The 19,472-nt window shown below is 72.5% G+C and carries 16 protein-coding genes and 2 riboswitches; of the genes, 5 read left to right on the top strand and 11 right to left on the bottom strand.

Annotation, left to right across the window (positions count from 1 at the left end; translation table 11 throughout):
• The first annotated feature begins 103 nt into the window (after window positions 1-103).
• A complete protein-coding gene (locus ACZ404_RS35405) occupies window positions 104-715 on the top strand; it encodes a class I SAM-dependent methyltransferase (RefSeq protein ID WP_468447245.1) in 612 nt (203 codons plus the stop codon).
• A gap of 161 nt (window positions 716-876) precedes the next feature.
• On the opposite strand, the gene ACZ404_RS35400 is transcribed toward ACZ404_RS35405, so the two are convergent.
• Entirely contained in the window at window positions 877-1,602 is a 726-nt protein-coding gene (locus ACZ404_RS35400; protein WP_468447243.1) for a peptidylprolyl isomerase, read from the bottom strand.
• A gap of 390 nt (window positions 1,603-1,992) precedes the next feature.
• Between ACZ404_RS35400 and ACZ404_RS35395 the strand changes: the two genes are divergently transcribed.
• Complete coding sequence (locus ACZ404_RS35395; protein ID WP_468447241.1) at window positions 1,993-3,678, top strand: ribonuclease J; 1,686 nt, start codon at window positions 1,993-1,995, stop codon at window positions 3,676-3,678.
• A gap of 149 nt (window positions 3,679-3,827) precedes the next feature.
• Here ACZ404_RS35395 and ACZ404_RS35390 read toward each other — a convergent pair whose 3' ends face one another.
• Window positions 3,828-4,316 (bottom strand): GNAT family N-acetyltransferase, encoded by a 489-nt coding sequence (locus tag ACZ404_RS35390; protein ID WP_468447239.1) that lies wholly within the window; start codon window positions 4,314-4,316, stop codon window positions 3,828-3,830.
• Window positions 4,317-4,542: 226 nt separating this feature from the next.
• On the opposite strand from ACZ404_RS35390, the gene ACZ404_RS35385 reads away from it, so the two are divergent.
• Window positions 4,543-5,124: a histidine phosphatase family protein gene (locus tag ACZ404_RS35385; protein ID WP_468447237.1), complete on the top strand. Its 582-nt coding sequence runs from the start codon at window positions 4,543-4,545 to the stop codon at window positions 5,122-5,124.
• Window positions 5,125-5,212: 88 nt separating this feature from the next.
• Here the strand turns inward: ACZ404_RS35385 and ACZ404_RS35380 are convergent, their stop codons facing one another.
• The 3 genes from ACZ404_RS35380 to ACZ404_RS35370 all read right to left on the bottom strand — a co-directional run bounded on the left by ACZ404_RS35380 (window position 5,213) and on the right by ACZ404_RS35370 (window position 6,900).
• A complete protein-coding gene (locus tag ACZ404_RS35380) occupies window positions 5,213-5,965 on the bottom strand; it encodes a CbtA family protein (RefSeq protein WP_468447235.1) in 753 nt (250 codons plus the stop codon).
• Between the two features lie 22 nt (window positions 5,966-5,987).
• Window positions 5,988-6,209, bottom strand: coding sequence for a CbtB domain-containing protein (locus ACZ404_RS35375; protein WP_413951663.1), 222 nt, complete (start codon window positions 6,207-6,209; stop codon window positions 5,988-5,990).
• A gap of 35 nt (window positions 6,210-6,244) precedes the next feature.
• Window positions 6,245-6,389, bottom strand: a riboswitch (cobalamin riboswitch).
• A gap of 112 nt (window positions 6,390-6,501) precedes the next feature.
• Window positions 6,502-6,900, bottom strand: coding sequence for a (2Fe-2S) ferredoxin domain-containing protein (locus ACZ404_RS35370; protein WP_468447233.1), 399 nt, complete (start codon window positions 6,898-6,900; stop codon window positions 6,502-6,504).
• A gap of 59 nt (window positions 6,901-6,959) precedes the next feature.
• Window positions 6,960-7,079: riboswitch (cobalamin riboswitch) on the bottom strand.
• A 545-nt stretch (window positions 7,080-7,624) separates the two neighbouring features.
• Between ACZ404_RS35370 and ACZ404_RS35365 the strand changes: the two genes are divergently transcribed.
• Entirely contained in the window at window positions 7,625-8,230 is a 606-nt protein-coding gene (locus ACZ404_RS35365) for a dihydrofolate reductase family protein (protein WP_468447231.1), read from the top strand.
• A 69-nt stretch (window positions 8,231-8,299) separates the two neighbouring features.
• On the opposite strand, the gene ACZ404_RS35360 is transcribed toward ACZ404_RS35365, so the two are convergent.
• From ACZ404_RS35360 to ACZ404_RS35350, 3 genes are all read right to left on the bottom strand, one after another.
• Window positions 8,300-9,133, bottom strand: a complete 834-nt coding sequence (locus ACZ404_RS35360) for a class I SAM-dependent methyltransferase (protein WP_468447229.1) — start codon at window positions 9,131-9,133, stop codon at window positions 8,300-8,302.
• Window positions 9,134-9,216: 83 nt separating this feature from the next.
• On the bottom strand, window positions 9,217-10,158 hold the full coding sequence (locus ACZ404_RS35355; protein ID WP_468447227.1) for a DUF5996 family protein: 942 nt from the start codon (window positions 10,156-10,158) through the stop codon (window positions 9,217-9,219).
• 179 nt (window positions 10,159-10,337) lie between these two features.
• On the bottom strand, window positions 10,338-12,167 hold the full coding sequence (locus tag ACZ404_RS35350; protein WP_468447225.1) for an ABC transporter ATP-binding protein: 1,830 nt from the start codon (window positions 12,165-12,167) through the stop codon (window positions 10,338-10,340).
• 324 nt (window positions 12,168-12,491) lie between these two features.
• Here ACZ404_RS35350 and ACZ404_RS35345 point away from each other — a divergent pair, with 324 nt between their 5' ends.
• Complete coding sequence (locus ACZ404_RS35345) at window positions 12,492-13,322, top strand: SDR family NAD(P)-dependent oxidoreductase (RefSeq protein WP_468447223.1); 831 nt, start codon at window positions 12,492-12,494, stop codon at window positions 13,320-13,322.
• Between the two features lie 108 nt (window positions 13,323-13,430).
• Here ACZ404_RS35345 and ACZ404_RS35340 read toward each other — a convergent pair whose 3' ends face one another.
• From ACZ404_RS35340 to ACZ404_RS35330, 3 genes are all read right to left on the bottom strand, one after another.
• Entirely contained in the window at window positions 13,431-14,120 is a 690-nt protein-coding gene (locus ACZ404_RS35340) for a VOC family protein (protein WP_468447221.1), read from the bottom strand.
• A 76-nt stretch (window positions 14,121-14,196) separates the two neighbouring features.
• Window positions 14,197-16,530, bottom strand: a complete 2,334-nt coding sequence (locus tag ACZ404_RS35335) for an SWIM zinc finger family protein (RefSeq protein WP_468447220.1) — start codon at window positions 16,528-16,530, stop codon at window positions 14,197-14,199.
• Complete coding sequence (locus tag ACZ404_RS35330) at window positions 16,527-19,370, bottom strand: DEAD/DEAH box helicase (RefSeq protein WP_468447218.1); 2,844 nt, start codon at window positions 19,368-19,370, stop codon at window positions 16,527-16,529. The genes ACZ404_RS35335 and ACZ404_RS35330 overlap by 4 nt, the downstream gene beginning before the upstream one ends.
• Between the last annotated feature and the right edge of the window lie 102 nt (window positions 19,371-19,472).

Genomic DNA, 19,472 nt, shown 5'->3' with positions numbered 1-19,472 from the left:
CTGCCGGCAAAGTCGGCGCCGGCGCGAGCAGATGGCACACAGACACAACTGATCGACCATCAGAGATGCCTCGATGGCCCGACCAGACATCCGAGGAGGAATTATGAGGCATTCGCGGGCATTGATCGGCGCGGGCGCTGCCGCCGCCGTCGCCACCTGGTGGTTCACCGACTCCGCGCCGTACCCGTACTCTCAGCGCTGGCTGCTCGACCTGCCGCTGCCATTCCTGACTCTGAAGCGTCTGGACCACGTGTTGCAGGCCCGGGAGGGCGAGAGGATCCTGGAGATAGGCCCCGGAACCGGCCTGCAGTCGCTGCACGTCGCACCGCAGCTGGGCCCGAACGGCCAGCTGGACATCCTGGACATCCAGCAGGAGATGCTCGACCACGTGAGCCGCCGGGCCAAGGAGCAGAGCGTCGACAACATCGTGCCCAACTGCGCCGACGCACATGAACTTCCGTTTGTGGACGGCTCGTTCGATGCGGCTTACCTGGTGACGGCGCTGGGCGAGATCCCGGATCCGGCGCGTACCCTGGCCGAGCTGCGCCGGGTGCTGAAGCCGTTCGGGCGGCTGGTGGTCGGCGAGTTCTTCGACCGGCATCAGATCCGGCCGTCCTCGCTCATCAGCCTGGCGGAGGGAGCCGGGCTGCGGGTCGCCCGGCTGTACGGTCCGCCGTTCGCGTACTACGCGGTGCTGCGTCCGATCGACGCCTGACGCCGCTCGGGCGGTTCCCGCCCGGCCGAACCGTAGACCGGACGGCCGTAGCCATAGGCGATGAGGTCGACGGTGTTGGGCACGTGCGTGGCGATGAACCCGTCGTCGTCACCGTGAGACCGGGCACGTAACTGGACCCACGGTGACCGCCGCACCGCTCGTCAGGGCCGGCAGGACGGCCGGACGCTGAGCAGCTCGGTCCGCAGCACGGGCGTGCCGTCGACGGGCGCCGGGTCCTGGGGAGTTGGCTCGATTCCGCCGGCAGCGATCTTGTCGAGCGTCTTGAGGCCGGCGGCACCGACCGTGCCGAACACCGTGTAGTTCGGGCGCAGCGCGGAGTCGCCGTAGACGACGAAGAACTGCGAACCGTTCGTGTTCGGTCCGGCGTTGGCCATCGCCAGCAAACCGCGCCCGTAAAGGCGACGGGCTCCGGTCGGATCGCTCGGTGCCGGCGGCAGGTCCACCGGCAGCTCGTCCTTGTACTCGTACCCCGGCCCGCCCTCGCCAGTTCCGGTCGGGTCGCCACACTGCAGGACCTTCAGCGTCGGATACGCCGTCAGTCGATGGCACACCGTACGGTCGTAGAACCCGTGCCGCGCCAGGTGCACGAAGCTCTGGACCGTGCACGGCGCCTTCGCTCGGTCCAGACGCAGCGGGAGCGGGCCCTGGCTGGTCGGGACAGCCATGTCGACCGTGCCGTGACTGGGGGTGTGCCGCGGGTCGGGCGGCAGGGGAACCGGTCGCGCCGCGGGCTCGTTCGGTGTCTGGGTGTACTGGCAGGGACCGTGCGTGGTGCGCGGCGGGGCATCGGAAGCGGAGGCGGTGGTGCTGCCCCCGGACACGACCAGCGCCGCTGCCGCCCATGCGGTCATGAGAGCTCGGTTCATCCTGCACACCCTCCAAAAGATCGTCAGATTTCGGAGCGGTCGCAGTCTAAAGCGCGTCCCGGTGGGCGAGTACCCGTCCGCAAGCCACATCCGCTCCGTGCCGTACCGCTGCCGTCGGCTCGGGTCACTCGGGGGAAGGCGTCCCCGGTCGGCCAGCGTTCCGGCGGACCGAGACGGTGCGCGGTCCCCCCTGTCGCTGGGGCTCGCAGGAAGGCGGACGGCATCATGCCAGGAGAGCGGGAGGGCGGACTGCGGCCCCGAGGTGTCGTAGCCTCGGGAGTCCTTGCCGACGAGCGGGACGCGGATCTGCCCGGCGACTCCGGCGGCGGCCATCGGGCCATCACACAGGCAATGGATCACCCTGGCCGGCTCTCCGGGTACCGTCAGGGTATGAGTCATCCACACCCGGAACTGAAAGCCGCACCACCCCTTCCCGAAGGAGGGCTGCGGGTCATCGCCCTGGGCGGCCTGGGTGAGATCGGCCGCAACATGACCGTCTTCGAGCACGCGGGCAAGCTGCTCATCGTCGACTGCGGGGTGCTGTTCCCCGAGGAGACCCAGCCCGGCGTGGACGTGATCCTGCCGGACTTCACCTCGATCCGGGACCGGCTCGACGACATCGTGGCGGTGGTCCTCACCCACGGGCACGAGGACCACATCGGTGGCGTGCCGTACCTGCTGCGCGAGCGGTCCGACATTCCCGTCGTCGGTTCCAAGCTGACGCTGGCATTCCTGGAGGCCAAGCTCAAGGAACACGGCATCCGGCCGCGTACGGTACGGGTGCGGGAGGGCGACCGGCGCGGCTTCGGGCCCTTCGACTGCGAGTTCGTGGCGGTCAACCACTCCATCCCCGACAGCCTCGCGGTCGCGATCCGCACCCGGGCCGGGATGGTGCTGCACACCGGCGACTTCAAGATGGACCAGTTCCCTCTCGACGACCGCATCACCGATCTGCGCGCTTTCGCCCGCCTCGGCGAGGAGGGCGTGGACCTGTTCCTCACCGACTCCACCAACGCCGAAGTCCCCGGCTTCACCACCTCCGAGCGTGAGCTGAACCCGGCGATCGAGCAGGTGATGCGCACCGCGCCGCGCCGGGTCATCGTCTCCAGCTTCGCCAGCCACGTGCACCGCATCCAGCAGGTCCTGGACGCCGCCCACCAGCACGGCCGCAAGGTCGCCTTCGTCGGCCGGTCGATGGTCCGCAACATGGGCATCGCCCGTGACCTGGGCTATCTGAAGGTCCCCTCCGGTCTGGTCGTGAGCACCAAGGAGCTGGAGAAGCTCCCCGACCACAAGATCACGCTGGTGTGCACCGGCTCCCAGGGCGAACCGATGGCTGCGCTGTCACGGATGGCCAACCGCGACCACGTGATCCGTATCGGCAAGGGCGACACCGTCCTGCTCGCCAGTTCCCTCATCCCCGGCAACGAGAACGCCATCTACCGGGTGATCAACGGACTCACCCGGTGGGGCGCCCACGTGGTCCACAAGGGCAACGCCAAGGTGCACGTCTCCGGGCACGCCAGCGCCGGCGAACTCGTCTACTGCTACAACATCGTCAAACCCCGCAACGTCATGCCCGTGCACGGCGAATGGCGCCATCTGCGGGCCAACGCCGACCTCGCCATCCGTACCGGTGTCGACCCCGACCGGGTCGTCATCGCCGAGGACGGCGTCGTCGTCGACCTGGTCGACGGGCGCGCGTCCATCACCGGCAAGGTCCCCGCCGGCAACGTCTACGTGGACGGCATGGAAGTCGGCGGCGCCACCGAAGCGTCCCTCAAGGACCGCCTCACCCTCGCCGCCGAAGGCGTGGTCACGGTGGTGGCGATCGTCGACGCGGACACCGGCGCCCTCGCCGAGGCTCCCGACTTCCTGGCGCGGGGCTTCGTCCACGACGACACCACGTTCGAGCCGGTCGTTCCCGTCATCGAGAAGACCCTGGCCACCGCGGCCGAGGAAGGCGTCGGCGACGCACGCCAACTCGAGCAACTGATCGCCCGCGCCGTGGCGAACTGGGCGTTCCGCACCCACCGCCGCAAGCCCCTCATCATCCCCGTCATCATCGACGCCTGAGCCACAGCCCGTCGGTACGGCCCCGGCCCCGGTCGGGGCCGTACCGGCGTCCAGGTCGGAACGGGAGTCGACACCGCCGCCCGCTTCCTGCATGGCGGCCACCCTGCGGATGCGGGCGAAGCCGGTGCCCCGCCGACCGGCAGGCGGTGTCATTCCGAAGGAATGCGAAACTCGAGTTCGGGGCGGTCCCACGGTACGGCGGGCGGGTTCGCGAACGCGGTCCCGATCCGCACGGCACCGGCGCGGCGGTAGAAGTCCTCGGCGGGAAGATGCGACACGACCTTGACACGGTCGAGCCCGGCGGCACGGGCCTCGGACTGCATGTGCGCGACGAGCAGGAGTCCGATACCCCGTCCTTGCGCTTCGTCGGCGACGAACAACAGGTCGAGCTCCGGCGGAGCGAGGACGAGCGAGTAGAACCCGAGGACCCGGCCTCCCTGCTCGTCGTCGCCGACGGCCACAAAGGCGCGGTGGGCCTCGATGTAATCCGGACCGACTCGGTAGCCCGCGACTGCGGATGCGTACTTGCCCTGATAGGCGCCTGAGCCACGCACGAGACGCGTGAGCCGTTTGGCGTCCCGGGCGACGGCCCTCCGGATCGTGATCGGCCGGCTGATCGGCGAAGTGCGTGAACCCATCAGGAGAGAGTATTCCGCACCGGAAAGTACCTTCGTGCGGCGGGTCGGCTCCGCCGGGCAGAACGCCGACGGTCGCGCTCCACGGCGTCCTGCATGATGAGCGGGCGGGAGCCGCCGTGCCGGCAGGCCGTGCCTCCACGCACGGTGGGCCGCCGATCTCGCTCAGCACGTGCATCACCGCGGTGGGGACCCACGCCCCCGCGCCCCCGACACCAGGAGCAGCCACGTGACCAGCCGCGTCACCTTCGTCTCGCCCGCCATGTGCCCATCACTGCGCCAGGCCCGCTTCTACGACGGCGACTCGATCGACGACATCGGTGCGGCCCGCGCCCGTGGGGCCGCCGGGTCGCTGCCCGCACCCGCGCGTGTGCTCGTCTCCCCCAGTGCGCGCTGCCGGGAGACGGCGGCCGCCCTCGGTCTCGAGGGCGTGGAGTCGCCGGAGCTGGGCGGGCTGGATGTGGGCCGCTGGAGAGGCCGCACACTGGACGCGGTGGGGGCTGCCGAGCCGGAAGCCGTGACCCGCTGGCTCACCGACCCGGGCAACGCACCCCACGGGGGTGAGTCGGTACAGGCGCTGTGCGAGAGGGTCGAGCAGTGGCTGGAGGAGGCCCGAGCTGTCGAGGGTCGTACGCTCGCGGTCGTCGAGCCGGAGGTGGTGCGTGCGGCGGTCGCAGCAGCGCTGGGGATGCCCGCCGGTGCCTTCTGGCGCCTCGATGTTCCGCCGCTGACGGTGACCGAACTGAGTGGACGGGCCGGGCGCTGGAATCTGCGGCTGGGACGCCCCTTGGCGGTGCCTGACGTCGACTAGGACCCTGTCCGCTCCTCGGCTCGGTGCCCAGGGAACGCCAGAGGGCCCCCGGACGGTTCCGAAGGGCCCTCTGGCATCCGGAAAGGAATCAGTGCGCGGCCGGAACCGCGCGGCTGCTCGCGGCTGTCGCCGGCTTGGGGTTCAGCAGGCGTTCCGCCAGTTCACCGAAGAGCAGGCCGAAACCTGTCCACAGACTCAGCTGGATCGCCAGGGCCGAGAGCCGGAACCGCCACAGCAAGGTGGCCGGGAAGTCCTTCGGCACCTCGTTGACGACGGGCAGGAACTCGTAGGCCAGGCCGATGACTACGGCGAAGGCCGCCACCGCGATTACCGTCGCCCACCATGTGCCCAGGCCGGGTGCCAGGCGCTTGCCCAGGATGGTGGCGCCGACCGCGAGGAGGACGCTGAGGAGCATCATCAGGAAGTAGAGCGTCGTCCGCTTGCTGATGGTGTCGGGATCGCCGACGGACGGCGGGTTGGCCGGGTACTTCAGGAACGGCACGACGTACACGGCGACGAGCGCGCAACCGGACAGCAGCAGCGCGGTCGCCCGCGGGCCGAAGCGGCCGACGCGGCCGAGCGCGAAGGAGTACGCGAGCGCGGCGATGCCCCCGAAGGCGACCCCGTAGACGAGAACGCCGGTGGCGAGGCCGGCGGTGGACTGCAGGGAGCGGGAGACCACTTCCATCTCGTGCTCGTGGGAGTGCGCGTCCTCGAAGGCGATCGCCTTGCCGACGCTCGGCTCACCGAGGAGGTAGGCGACGACGAGCGCCAGCACGCCGGCGGCGAGGCCGGCGAGCATGCCCCGCACGAGGAGGTTTCTTACCGTTGCGGAATTCATGAGGGTGCGCTGTCCCCTCGCGTCAGTGGCAGGGGAAGCCGAGCAGGTGGCGGGCGTCGTGCACCCACTCGTGGACGCCCGTGCCGTTGAACACGGAGGTGGCGCCCTGCTCTGCGCCGACGAAGTACAGCAGGACCAGCATCAGGATGCCGAAGAAGACCGCCCAGGGAGCTATCGCCTTCAGCGGCAGCTTGGCGGGGATGGCGGGAGTGGTGGCTGTCGGCTGGGCGACGGTCTGCGCCATGGCAGAACCTCCTCCGGGAGTTCGCGTCCCATTTCGGTGGTGCACAGGACGACGGCCACGGGTCTGACTCACCGGACACCCTGCGGTGTCAGGCATACAGTGGCGCGACCGTGCCGGATTTCCACCGGCTTCCGTCTCGCCGTCGTCAATATCGGACAGACCGTACCGCGTGAGACGAGCACGGCCAAGACCGCCTCAGCCCGGCGTGATCTTCCTCTCGCACCGGGCGTGGCGGAACGGGCCTCATGAGCCCCTCGATGCGGAGCCGGCGGCTCTTTACGGCGCGCAAGCCTCAGGAATCCGTTGTGCGCCGCGGTGGATCGAAGACGTACAGGTCGAGGATGTCGGGCAGCGGAGCAGCTCCCGGGCCACCGGCCCGGACCCAGGCGACGATGTCCTCGGTCGCGTCCGGGTCGTTGACGAGTCCGAGCCACACCGGCCGTGCACCGGCGGCCCGGCCTGCGGCAGAAGGCTGTACGACGATGACGTTGGCCTGGTCGCACACGTCGAGGCATGCGGAAATGCGCACCGGTACCTCCGCCCGCAGTCGAGCGGTCTGTGCGGCGTGATCCACTCCGGTCACCTTGGGACTCCCGCAGCAGCAGTCCCGGCATACGACGACCCGGCACGGCGCCGGTCCGGCCACCTCCGCGGCCTGGCCTGAAGTCTCTTCCGACGGTGTCCCGGCCACCGCGCCACTCCCCTCCCGGGGAGATCCGCCCCGGTATGCGTCGAGGAGGCGACCGCGTGAGTCTCCTGGCTCCCGGGTCGCCGCTCGCCCCGCCTTCCCACCCGGTCGGGGCGGTGGCCTGCCGGAACTCGCTCACCGGTCACAGTGGCGGGACCGCGCCGGAATCACACCGGCTTCCTCGGACCGCCGTCGCCTGTTGTCACGGGTCATCATCTCATCGACCGGGGCCGCCTCTTCCTCCGGCTGGACGCCTCGTGGGGCGAGCGCGGCCGGTCACCCCAGGTAGGCGGGGGCGAGGGCCGATGTCATCAGCCGGCGGGCCCTGCCCGTGCCGTCGGCGGGGGCGGTCCACAGGTCCTGGCCGTAGTCACCGGGGAGTGCGTAGAGTCGAGGAGACCGAAACCGAGGGCGACAGACCGAGGCCCGCGCCGATGTAGAGGGGCAGCACGGCCCTGGTCTCTCCGGCGGCCTGAGCGGCGTAGCCGGTCGCGGCCCACACGGCGATCGATGTGACGGGCGTACCTGGGGAGCGGCGCAGCAACCCTAGGAGCCCCGGACCGGCACCAAGTGAAGGCCGGACGAACGGCAGGCTCTGCGGGGGCAAAAATCGCCCCCTGTTCCCTGCCGGACAGCGCTCACCGCGTCGCCCCCGCGACTCTCCCTGCTCCTGGCCGATGAGTTTTTGGGAGTCGTGCGGTCTACCCGTCGACGAAGGGAGCGCACCATGCGCAAGATCATCGTTTGCACGTTCCTGACGCTGGACGGCGTCATGCAGGCGCCGGGCGGGCCGGACGAGGATGCCGAGAGCGGCTTCGAGTACGGCGGCTGGCAGAAGCCGGTGGCCGACGACGAGGTCGGCGCGGCCATCGCCGGTTGGTACGAGCACTCCGACGCGATGCTGCTGGGCCGCAAGACGTACGAGATCTTCGCGTCGTACTGGCCGACCGCCGATCCCGAGAACCCGTTCACCGATCGGATGAACAGCATGCACAAGTACGTGGCGTCCCGGACCCTCACATCCGTGGAGTGGCAGAACTCCACGCTGTTGGAGGGCGACGTCGTCGATGCCGTACGCGAGCTGAAGGCGTCGGACGGCGGCGACATCAACGTCGTCGGCAGCGGCGACCTCGCCCAGACGCTCATGCGGCACGGACTCGTCGACGAGTACCGGCTGACCATCCACCCGGTGATCATCGGTACCGGCAAGCGGCTGTTCGCCGACGGAGCGATCCCCACGGCGCTGGAGCCGGTCGGCGTCGCGACGACGAAGGGCGGCACCGTCGTCGGCGTCTACCGCCCGAACGGCGAGCCCAGCTTCGACAGCTACTAGTACACCAGCAGCGCCTCCGTGTCCGGCCTGGCCCGAGGCGTCGTCGGGAGTGCAGCGGTCGATGACCCATCAGGGTCGGTCCTGCCGGCCGCCCCTCCTCCCGGACGCCGCCTTGCGGCCGCTCACCACCCAGGCCCGGGCCGTGAGCGGGATGGAACCGTCCGGTTTCCTGGGGACGGCCTCGCTGAGCGCCTCACGCACTCGCGCCCGGTCGGCCGGCGTGAGGGCGGCTACGTAGCCCGGTGCGGGGCCCTGCCCCGCGAGGAAGGGGTCCCACAGGTCGGCGAAGTCGGCGAAGACGGTGGCCACCTCGATCGAAGCGGTGGACACACCGGCCAGCCCCGCGTCCCTCCACACCGCGCGCAACCGCTCCGGGCGGCATACGGGGAACCGGCGGCCCTCGTCCAGTGCGGCCGCGGACGGATCCACCTCGATGGCGGCGTCCCAGAAGCTCCGAAGGAACCCCATGCCGTCGGCGTAGTCCCACACATAGGCCGCAACCAGGCCGCCGGGCCGGACCACCCGCGCCATGTCCGCCACCGCCGTGGTGGGTGCGGGAAGAAAGTTCAGGGCAAGGCCACTGACCGCCGCGTCACACGCGTCGTCGCGCAGGGGAAGCGACAGCGCGTCCGCCACGACGAAGTACGCGGAGGCCGGAGCCGTGGTTCGGGCCGAGGCCACGAACCCCTCGGACCGGTCGATCCCCACCACCGATCGAGGCCGGCACCCGGCCGTCACCGCGGCCGACAGCACACCCGTACCGCATCCCACGTCCACCCACCGCAGCGTGTCCTCGCAGTGGAGCCAGGCCGTGAACTCCTCCGCGACGAGCCGGCTCCACCGACCCATGTAGCGCTCGTACGCCGGCCCCACCGCCCACACGTCACACCGCTGTTCCTTCATGGCACCACGATCCCCGCCCGATGCCTCGCACGCCGCGGCGACGCGCACCCGCCGGCCGGCCGGGGCGGGCGCCCTGGCCGGGATCAGGCGGGAGGAGTCGCCAGGTGCTGGTCCGTCACTCCGCCGGGGCAGGCCAGCCTGGCCACGTCCCAGTCGGCACGCCTGGCTCCGGCCCGGTAGGCACTGTCGTAGAAGGACAGCACGGTGGCGCGCGGGTCTGCCGCCGCGCGGGCGTCGTCGTAGCGGAGCACGGCCAGATGACTGCCGTTGCGCGCCACCCACCGGGCCGTTCCCGGTGCGAGCGGCTCGTCCGTCAGCCCGGGGGGTTCCGGGGCGGTGTAGGAGTAGAACGCGGGCTCGGGAAACGTGTCGTCCCCGAACCAGAAGCCGAAGCTGATCACCTCACGGGAGTACGCCTCGCGGGTGACCGAGTCGGCCTCCGCCGGCTGCTCGGCATGCCGTCCGGAGAACCTGGTGTAGGCAAGGTCGAAGGTGTGCCAGAAGTGGTGCACGGGGCTGGCCTTCCCGGAGAATTCAGCCGAGAACTCCTCGAGCACGAGCGCCACTTGGCTGAGGACTCGCCAGTAGCGGTTGACGTGTTCGGGATCGTAGGCCGCGTGTTCGGTGTCCTCGGCGAAGGGCCGGGACGCGTCCGGCAGGTCGAAGGGGTGGGGGACGGGGATGTCCACCCGGACACCCAGCAGGGCCAGAGCGTCCAGGGTCGCACGGTGGAAGGACGCCACGGACCGGCCGTGGAGCGGAAAGGACACCTCGGTGCCGTCCAGCGAAGCGGCCACCAGCCGGTGGCGGACGAAGTCCAGGTCGATGGTGAACGCATCACCGTCGGCCCACCGCATCGGCCGCGTGGTGATGCCGCACGCGGTGAGGTGGAAGGGCACATTCCACCAATGGTTGCGCCGTACGCTGGCGGCGAGCCGAATCTTGCCGACGACCTGCGCAAACCGATGCAGTGTCTCCTTGCAGTCCCGCCATTCAGCGAGCGGAATCGGCGGGAAGAGCTCCATGAGCCTTCCTCCCTGCTCGGAGTACCGGCTGAGCACCGATACCGGCGGCCCCCACCCCTCCATGATGGTGGCCGTCGCCGCCCACGGCACGTCGGCGGTACGCCACCGCGAGGGTGGCGGGCGAGGAACGGGGGCCGAGCGCTGTGCCGGGGGCCGAGGATGTGCTGGGACCGACTCGATCACATGGACCCGATGCTCGTACGGGCGTCCGACTCGGTGCTCTCGCCGAGGAAGCCGCCGGACTGGTGCTGCCACAGCCTGGCGTAGGCACCGTCCGCCGCGAGCAGCTCCTCATGGGTGCCCTGCTCGACGACGCTTCCGCGGTCCAGGACGACGAGCCGGTCCATGCCGGCGACGGTGCTGAGCCGGTGGGCGACCACGAGGGCCGTACGTCCGTCCATCAGCCGCCACAGGGCGTCCTGGACGAGGATTTCACTCTCCGAGTCCAGGGCGCTGGTCGCCTCGTCGAGCAGCAGGACCGGGGCGTCGCGCAGGATCGCCCTGGCCAGGGCGACACGCTGACGCTGACCGCCCGAGAGTTTCACTCCCCGCTCCCCCACCAGGGTGGCGAAGCCGTCGGGGAGCTGGTCGGCGAACTCCGTGACGTGCGCGGCCGCGGCCGCGGCGCGGATCTCCTCGTCGGTGGCGCCGGGCCGGGCGAAGGCGATGTTGTCCCGCAGGCTGCGGTGGAACATGGCGGGTTCCTGCGGGACGTAGGCGATCAGTGAGCGCAGGTCGGTCTGGCGCAGCCGGCTGATGTCCTGACCACCGATCAGGATGCGCCCGTCGCGAATGTCCGACATCCGCAGCAGGAGCCGGGTGAGCGTGGTCTTGCCGCCGCCGGACCTGCCGACCAGACCGATCCGTGCGCCTGCGGGCACGTCCAGGTCGAGTCCGTGGAAGATCGGCTTCGCACCCGTGTGGGCGAAGGTCACCGCCTCGAACCGGATGCCCGTGTCCTGCGGTGCGAGCGGTTCGGGATGCGCCGGGTCGAGCACGGTGGGCGGATCCAGCAGCAGCTCCGTGAACTGCGCGGCCTCGGTCATCGAGCTTTCCAGACGCCGGTAGATCTGGTTGAACTCGAACATGATCTGTGTGGCGTTGGAGTAGTAGGTGAAACTGACGACGATCTCCTCGACTCCCTGGCCCGAGCCACCGAAGGCGATGGCGACGAACAGACCCAGCACGTTGGTGAGCACGGACATGGGAGCGACCAGGGTGTCGACGCGCAGATTGCCGTAGTCCCACGACCTCAGCGTCAGGCGCCGGGAGTCGGCGACACGGCTGCGGTGTTCGTCGGCCTCCCGCCGTTCCGCCGCGAACGCCCGGATGGTCTCCATGTTCATGAGACTGTCGGCGACGTGGCCGGAGACCCGGGCGAGCGCCGCCTCACGGTCGTTGACGAGCCTCTGCCGACGACGGATCAGAGGCGTCGCGGCCACCACGGTCAGCGCGATCATCGCCAAGAGGCCGGCAACGAGCATCGGTTCGTAGCTCCACAGCACCACGGCTCCGAACACCAGGGGGACGAGACTGCCCACGATCCGGTACGTCACCGTGTCGACGAAGTCCTCGAAGCGCTTACCGAAGCTCAGCACCCGTTTGGTCAGGGAGCCGGCGAAGTTGTCGTGGAAGAACGCCGCGTCCTTGGCCAGGAGTTCGTCCATGCCGCTCACGTAGAGGTGTTCCATGCCGAGGGCGTCGACGCGGTTCAGGCAGTGCTGCCCGACCCGCCACACGGCCTCCGCGAGCAGCAGCGTCACGCCGAAGCCCAGCACGTACGGCAGCGCCGAGGCGAGGGTGAGGCCGCCCCGGTCGGCAGCCTGTCCAGCCAGTTTGGCGATCACCAGAGGGGCGACGTAGCGGGTACCGATGTTGCCCACGGCCGGCAGCAGCAGCGCGGGCAGGGCCAGCCGTCGTAGTCGCAGCAGTTCCCGGCCGTAGCGACGCAGTGCCAGAACCACCGCGCTCCTGCCTGGCGTCGGTCCTCGTGTATCTGTGGTCCCCATCACACTCCCGGAGGTTCGGAAGTCGGAAGTTTCCCGCCAGGAGACGTTCTCAGTCCAGGCATTTACCGCGGACTGGCGATAACCGGACACCGCGGCGTTCAGGACCGGGCATCCCCTGGGGCGCCGGGCAGGCCGCGGCGCCGGTCGGCTGTCGTCGACGACGGTGGCGACTCACTGGTCCGGAAAGCGGCGATGGCCGTGTCGCCGGGGCGTCGGTCCCCGCGGGACGCTCACGGGTCCCTGACCGAAAGCCGTCGGCGCCCGCAGCGGGTGCCTCTACTGTCGGGCCTGCCAGATGATCTCGGTGAAGGGACCTGAACTGCTGTGGGCGACAAGCGGGTTGTCATCGTGACCGGAGGCGGCACGGGAATCGGGGAGGCGACGGCCCGGCTGCTGCGCGAGGAAGGCCACCAGGTGGTCGCCTCCGGCCGGCGGGCCGAGCCGCTGCGGCGCCTCGAGCGGGAGACCGGGGCACTGGCGTTCCCGTCCGACGTGGGCGACCCCGATGCGGCCGAGGGGCTGGTCCGCGCCGCTCTGGCCGCGCACGGGCGGCTCGACGGGCTGGTGCTGAACGCGGGCATCGGGCGCGGCGGAGCGGTCGGCGACATGTCGTTGCGGGACTGGGACGAGGTGATGCGCACCAACGTCACCGGACCGCTGCTCCTGCTGCGCGCGGCGATCCCGCATCTGCTGGAGTCCAGGGGTGCGGTGGTCGCCGTGGCCTCGGTGTCCGCCCTGCGCAACGGCACGAGCAACGCGCCGTACGCCACCTCCAAGGCGGCCCTCCTCCAGTTGTGCCGCTCCGTCGCCGTCGACTACGGGCGTCGGGGGGTGCGGGCCAACATCGTGTGCCCCGGTTGGGTCCGGACCGAGATGGCCGACCGGCGCATGGCACGGTTCGCCGAGGAGACGGGCCTGCGCGACGGCGCGCCGGCCGGCTACGAGGAGGCGACCCGGGTACTGCCCGTCGGCCGCCCGGGTGAGCCGCGGGAAGTCGCGGAGGCGATCGCCTGGCTGCTGTCCCCCGCGGCGTCCTACGTCAATGGAGCCGCCCTCACCGTCGACGGCGGCGCGACGGCCCTCGACCCCGGCACCCTCGCCTTCGACTTCCACATCACCCCTCGCACCGCCGAGAACCCCACCGCCTCGCAGTGAGCCCCGACCGCGCCCGCGCCGTGCCCGTGCTCAGGGCTGCGCACCGAGGAACCGGGCGGCGAGCCGGGGCTGTCGTGCCGCGGGAAACCGGGCCGTGCTCCGCCGCCCTCATGTCCGTGGGGCGGGAGGGCCGGCCACGCCGACACATGCCTCGTTGCCCTCGGGGTCGGCCAGCACCCAGTTCGACGGCGCATCGGCGTCGTTCACCAGCCGGCCACCGGCGGCGAGCGCCGCGGCTATGCGCGCCTCCGCCTGGTCGTACGGCACCCAGACGTCGACGTGCACCCGGTTGCGCCGGGGGCGTGGCGCGTCCATCTGCTGGAAGTAGAACGGTGCTCCACGGCGGCGCGGGTCGATCAGGTCCTCGGGGCTGTTGGCCCGGTACTCGTAGCCGAGCAGGGCGCGCCAGAAGGGCACCACGTCCGGGCCGACGAGGGCGTCGATGGTGACCTGGACCGTCTGCACGGCGGCCGCCTCGGCCGGGATGTCCAGCGAGCGCGCCACGGCCGAGATCTGCCGGGCCAGCTCGACGTGCCGCTCGGTCAGGCCGTAGTAGTCGTCCGCGACCGTGATCAGCCGTACGATCACGCCCTCCTGCCGCAGGTCGGCGTCCGGCTGGTCGTCCCCGAGACCCGGCAGCTCGCCGATCGCCTGCACGAGCCGGGCGCCGGCGGCGAAGGACCCCGTGCGGAAGTACGCGCAGGCCCCCTCGCCCACCACTCGCCAGTCCTCCAGGCCTGCGGCCTCGTGGAACTGCTGGGGCCTGATGCGCTCGGTCTTCCCTTCGGCATGCGTCATGCGCCCAACCTAACGGGGAGGTCCGACAATCTCCTTCACGTATGCGGTACTCGGGTTTTCCGGCGACCGCCGTCGCTCAGAGGTCGCCCGGGGGTCCGATGCCGGTCAAGGCGCCCACCGGGTCGAGGTCCGGGGTGCCTCGGGGCCACCAGTCGTCACGGCCCGGTTCGGACTCGTAGGCGTACCACAGGCCGTCGCGGCCGAAGCGCAGCTGGACGTGACCGCGCGGGTGGGTGAGGTGGTTGCGCCAGGGGCGGAACGCCGGCAGGTCGGCGGCGAGCAGGAGCGGGCGGGCGCGGTCGAAGCGGCCCGCCGGCGGGTCCCAGGGCTCTTCGAGCACGGCCAGCCCTTCGAGGCCGCCCTGCCGCCAGGCGGCGACCGCGCGGGCCAGGTCGGACGGGGTACGGCCGACGGCCGCGGCGAGCGTGGCGTACAGCGCGCGCGTGGTGGCGGTCAGACCGGAGCCGGGGCGGGCCGCCGCGAGGCGTACCGCGTCCTGCCACAGGGTCAGCTCACCGACCGGATCACGGCCCGTGGTGAGCAGCGCGTGGGCGCGGGCGGCGGCGTCGGTCGCGAGCTGGTCCAGCGCGAAGGGGTCCGGGCCGCCGGGCGCCGCCGGGTAGACCGGAGGCTGCTCGGGGTGCGGCGGCGCGGGCAACGGCGCCGGGAGGGGCGGGAGTCGGCGCGGGGCGAGGGCGTCGATGGCGCGGACGCCGGGCAGGGAGCGGGGTGCCCCCTCCTGGGCGGCGCGGGCCGCGCGGGCGGCGCTGCGGCGGGACAGGGCGTCGAGCAGCTCCTTCTCGCCCCGGCCGCGCAGCAGGAGCAGCACGAAGGGGTCGGCGTCGAGCAGGCGTGCCGTCTGGTAGCAGAGGGCGGCCGCGTGTTTGCAGGGGTGGCCGGAGTCGGGGCAGCTGCAGCGCGGGGTGAGATCCCACGGCCCGGGCAGCAGGGGCACACCGCAGTCGGCCAGGGACTGGGGCAACTCCTTGTCGAGCAGCGCGGCGATGTGCCCCGGCCGGTCGGCTGCCGCGTCCAGGAACCGCTCCCAGTCCTCGTCCTCCAGCGTGCGCAGCCGTACCTGCACCCGGTACGGCCGCGGGCGGCTCCCCCGCACGTACGCCAGCAGCAGCCCGGGCGTCGCGGTGATCGTGTCCACGTGTCCCTGGTCCGCGTAACCCCTGCCCCGGGCCAGCCGCTTGGCGTCCAGCGCGCCCTGCTCCAGCGCGTCGACCCAGGCGTTGCCCCACCAGGTCTGCGCGAACTCCGCCTCCTCGGCCGAGGCGGCACGGGGCGGGAACGCCGGGAAGGTGCGGCGCAGGTCGGTGTCGCGGTGGGGGGTGGCCATGGTGGCGGGCAGGTGCGGGAGCGCTTCGTGCGGGGGCGGTTCGTGCGCGGGGGTGCTGGGGGCGGTGGGATCGGCGGGGTCGGGGGATGCCGTGCCGGTCGTGCCGGCCTCCTGCTCCTCCTCGGGCGTGTCCGTCCAGGAAGGCATGCGGAACGCGTTCGACAGGAACGTCCGCATCTCCCTCGCTGCCTGGACACGGGCCGCCTGGGCGGCCTCGTCAGGGCGGGCGGGGCCGCCGGGTGCGGGGCGCGGTGCGGAGGCGCGCCGTGCGACGAGGCCGCCTTTCGGCGCGGTGGTACCGGAGCGGCGACGGCCGGGCTCCTCGGTCTCCGCCCGCCGCGCTTCACGCCGGGCCGCCCGCAGCGCCTCCCGGGCGACATCGCCGGGGCGTCCCTCGGGGGTGGGAGTGCCAGGACCGGGGGTGTCCGGGGTGCGGGTGTCAGGGGCGGGGGCGTCCTGGGTGGGCGGGGCGGCCGGGGCCTGGTCCTGGCCGTGGCGTCCACCGGGTGTGGCCGGGGCCGGGGCCGGGTCCTCGGGGTCCGTGTCGTCGGTCGTCGCGCGGGGCGCCTCGTCGCGGCCGCCCGCGGTAGCTAGAGCCCTGGAGTCCTGCCGCTCGCCGTTGAGCTGTGCCGCGGGGGCGTCCTCGCCCCGTCGTGCTTGAGCAGGGGCGCCCTCGGCCCGCGCCCCGCTCACCGTGCCGTCCCCCGTACCGCCCGCCTCCGGCCCACCGCCGCCCGGCGCCCCCGCCGAGCGTCCGGCGACAGCCGCCCGCAGCGCGGCCCTCGCCACGTCACCGGGCCGGGTCGGGGCACCGGCGTCGGCACTCGCACCCGCACCCGCACCAGAGCCGGCACCCGCACGCGCACCAGAGCCGGCGCCCTCGGACGCGGGCTCCTCGTCCCTCCCCGGTGCCTCTGCTCCGCTCTGCGGCATCTCGGCGGCGGGCGGCCCGGGTTCGCCGGGAGTCTGCTGCCCGGCACCGTGCCGTGCCTCCTCGGCCCGTTCCCGGGCCGCCCGCAGGGCGCGGCGGGCGGCGTCGCCGGGGCGGGGTCCGGTGCCCGTCATGACGGCCTCCGCAGCGAGACCAGGTCGGACAGTTCACGGTCGGTCAGTTCGGTGAGAGCCGACTCGCCGGAGCCGAGGATGGCGTCGGCCAGGGCGCGCTTGGCGGCGAGCATCTCGGCGATGCGGTCCTCGACCGTGCCCTCGGTGACCAGGCGGTGGACCTGCACGGGCTGGGTCTGGCCGATGCGGTAGGCACGGTCGGTTGCCTGTTCCTCGACGGCCGGGTTCCACCAGCGGTCGAAGTGGACGACGTGGCCCGCGCGGGTGAGGTTGAGGCCGGTGCCCGCGGCCTTCAGGGACAGGACGAGGACCGGGGTCTCGCCGCTCTGGAAGCGGTCGACCATGCGCTCGCGCTCCGGCACCGGGGTGCCGCCGTGCAGGAGGTCCACGGGGACCGCGCGGGCGGACAGGTGGGCGGTGATGAGGCGGGCCATGCCGACGTACTGCGTGAAGACGAGTACGGAGCCGTCCTCGGCGAGCACGGTGTCCAGCAGCTCGTCCAGCAGGGCGAGCTTGCCGGAGCGGGCGGGCAGGCGATCGGCGGGGGCGTCCTCCTTCAGGTACAGCGCCGGGTGGTCGCAGATCTGCTTCAGGGCGCCCAGCAGCTTCAGCACCAGGCCTCGGCGGGCGATGCCCTCGGCGGTCTCGATGGCGAGCATCGACTCGCGCACCACCGCCTCGTACAGCGCGGCCTGTTCCCGGGTGAGGGGCACCGGGTGGTCCGTCTCGGTCTTGGGCGGCAGTTCGGGGACGATGCCCGGGTCGGACTTCTTGCGGCGCAGCAGGAAGGGGCGGACCAGCCGGGCCAGGCGTTCCACCGCCTGTTCGTCCTCGCCGTTCTCCACCGCGCGCGCGTGCCGGGCGCGGAAGGACTTCAGGGGGCCGAGGAGTCCGGGGGTCGTCCAGTCGAGCAGGGCCCACAGCTCGGAGAGGTTGTTCTCCACCGGGGTGCCGGTGAGGGCCACGCGCGCGGGGGCGGGGATGGTGCGCAGCGCCTTGGCGGTGGCGGAGTAGGGGTTCTTCACGTGCTGTGCCTCGTCGGCGACGACCATGCCCCAGGCCTGCTCGGCGAGTTGGGGGGCCGTCGAGCGCATCGTCCCGTACGTGGTGAGGACGAAGCCGCCGTCGAGGCCGTCCAGGGTGCGGCCCTGGCCGTGGAAGCGGCGGACGGGGACGCCGGGTGCGAACCGGGTGATCTCCCGCTGCCAGTTGCCCAGCAGGGAGGCGGGGCAGACCACGAGGGTCGGTTCGGTGCGGGCCCGCTTCAGGTGCAGGGCGATGAGGGTGATCGTCTTGCCCAGGCCCATGTCGTCGGCGAGGCAGCCGCCGAGGCCGAGGGAGGTCATGAGGTCGAGCCAGGCCAGGCCCCGCAGCTGGTAGTCGCGGAGCGTGGCGTCGAGGCCGGCGGGCGGGTCGGCGGGGCGCAGGCCGGCCGTGAGGCGGTCGCGGAGGGCGGCCAGGGCGCCGACGGGCACGGCCTCGACGGTCTCGCCGTCGACCTCCGCGGTGCCGCTGAGCGCGGCGGACAGCGCGTCGACCGGGTCGAGCAGGCCGAGTTCGCGCCGACGTGCCTTGCGGACCAGCGCGGGGTCGACCAGCACCCAGCGGTCCCGGAGCCGTACGACCGGGCGGTGGGCCTCGGCGAGCTCGTCCATCTCGGCCTCGCTGAGCGGTTCCCCGCCGAGCGCGAGCTGCCAGCGGAACTGGAGCAGGTCCTCGCTCTCGAAGAACCCGGTGCCGTCGGTCGCCGAGCCGGGAGCGGGCCGTACGACCGCGGCGGCGGTGAGGTCGCGGGCGAGGTCCCGGGGCCAGTGCACCGCGACCCCGGCGGCGGCGAGCCGCGAGGCCGCCACTCCGAGCAGCTCGCCCACCTCGTCCTCGGAGAGGGCGAGGACGTCGGGGGTCTCCTGCTCGGTGAGCCGGTCCAGCGGCGGCCAGACCCGGGCCGCGCGCCGCACGGCGAGGGCGGCGTCCACACGCGCGCGGGGCCCGAAGGCCGCGCCGGCGTCACCCGCCCACAGCGATGCCGCGTCGGCCACCAGGGTGGGGTCGGCGAGGCTGTGCACCTGCACGATCGCCGCTCCGGCGGCACGGGCGCCGTCGGTGGCAGCGTCGAACACCTCGTACGCCGACAGGTCCAGGCGCAGTGAGATGCGTACGCCCGCGTCCATGCCGGCGGCGACCTCGGCCGCCCACTCGTGGGCGTCGGGCAGTGTCTGGGGCTCGCGGGCGGCGAAGGGGCGGCCGGAGGTGTGCGGGGCGGCGGGGGTGCGGGGCAGGGTGTCGGCGACGGCGTCGACGAAGGAGCGGACCAGTGCCTCAGGCTCCGGCAGCCGCAGCGGGCCGGGGTCCGCGAGCGGCACCGCGTGGCCCTCCGGGGGGAGGGCGGCGGCGACCGCGCGCAGGTGGGCGATGTCGTCGGGTTCCAGCGGGCCGGCGCGCCAGGCGTCGTGGCCGCTCGGGGTCAGGCCGGGCAGCAGACGGCCGCGCGCGACCAGGCGCAGCGCGTGCAGGGCGGCGGCGCCCCAGCAGGCCGTGGCCGGGTGGGCGGCCGGGTCGCGGCGGGCCCGGACCAGCAGCGGCAGGGCCTCGGCGAGCGGCAGGCTCAGGGCGGGCACCTGGCGGCGGCGCACGCTCGTGCCGTGGCGTCGTACGACCGTCAGCTCGTCGGTGCCGCCGTCGGCGGGCAGCGGGCCGCCCTCGGGGTCCCAGAAGGCGATGCGGCCCTCGCGCGGGAGGGCCGCGGGCAGGTAGACGGACGCGAGGCGCACCGGGACCGGGTCCCCGGTCGCCGCGGCCCCTCCCCCGCGCTCGGCCACCACGGCCGTGCCACCGCTCATACGTTCTGCCACCTCCCGTCCCGGTGCCGGATCAGCCGTCTCCGACTCTACGGGCGGGGTCTGACAATCGGCTCCGGCGACGGCCCGGGCCCGGCCGGCGGG

The organism is Streptomyces sp. NPDC030798 (genome assembly GCF_055572275.1).
This window is presented reverse-complemented; position numbering and strand designations above follow the sequence as displayed.